Source organism: Flammeovirga pacifica, assembly GCF_000807855.2.
In the GTDB taxonomy this organism is placed as follows: Bacteria; Bacteroidota; Bacteroidia; order Cytophagales; family Flammeovirgaceae; genus Flammeovirga; species Flammeovirga pacifica.
In genome coordinates, this window is sequence record NZ_JRYR02000009.1 from 1 (window position 1) to 1,241 (window position 1,241).

General features: G+C 48.8%; 1 rRNA gene. It reads left to right on the forward strand.

The annotated features are described in order from the left end of the window. Positions 1-18: 18 nt before the first annotated feature. A 23S ribosomal RNA gene (locus NH26_RS24870) occupies positions 19-1,241 on the forward strand; the annotation flags it as partial.

The following is a 1,241-nucleotide window of genomic DNA, read 5'->3' on the forward strand; positions in this document are numbered from 1 at the left end:
TTATACATTCTAGCAAAAGAAAAGCAAGAGAAGGGTATACAGGGAATGCCTAGGCTTTTGGAGGCGAAGAAGGACGCGACAAGCAGCGAAATGCTTCGGAGAGGTGCACATGACCTTTGATCCGGAGGTATCCGAATGAGACAACTCAGCATGTTGAAGACATGCTTATATAGCCAACCCGGGGAACTGAAACATCTAAGTACCTGGAGGAAAAGAAAACAATAGTGATTCCGCAAGTAGTGGCGAGCGAACGCGGAAGAGTCCAAACCAATTGAGTTCCGGCTTAATTGGGGTTGTAGGACCTCGATAATCGATTTAGATAGAATTGGAACATACTGGAAAGTGTGGCCGTAGAGGGTGAAAGTCCCGTACAGGTAATATCTAAAGAGAGCGAGAGTTCCTGAGTAAGTGGGGGCCGGTGAAACCCCCATTGAATCCGGCGGCACCATCCGCCAAGACTAAATACTCCCAAAAGACCGATAGTGAACAAGTACCGTGAGGGAAAGGTGAAAAGTACCGTGAATAACGGGGTGCAATAGATCCTGAAACTGTATACCTACAAGCGGACGGAGCTACTTAGTGTAGTGACGTCGTGCCTTTTGCATAATGAGCCTACGAGTTACCTATATTAGCAAGGTTAAGGACTTAAGGTCTGCAGCCGTAGCGAAAGCGAGTCTTAAGTGGCGCTTAAGTTAGTGTAGGTAGACGCGAAACCAGGTGATCTACCCATGGGCAGGTTGAAGTTGTGGTAACACACAATGGAGGACCGAACCGGTTGACGTTGAAAAGTCTTCGGATGACCTGTGGGTAGGGGTGAAAGGCCAATCAAACCTGGAAATAGCTCGTACTCCCCGAAATGCCTTTAGGGGCAGCGTCGGATGAGTTTGATGGAGGTAGAGCTACCAATTAGATGCGGGGGAGTCACATCCTACCAAATCTAGATGAACTCCGAATGCCATCAAACACTACCGGCAGTGAGGGCTAGGGTGCCAAGGTCCTAGTCCGAAAGGGAAAGAACCCGGACCATCGTCTAAGGTCCCCAAGTGATAGTTAAGTTGAACTAAGGAGGTTCAGTCGCTGAGACAGCCAGGATGTTAGCTTGGAAGCAGCTATTCATTCAAAGAGTGCGTAACAGCTCACTGGTCGAGCGACAGAGCATCGATAATGATCGGGCATTAAACTATCCACCGAAGACATGGATTTGTGCTTAGGCACGAGTGGTAGGGGAGCATTCTGACGGG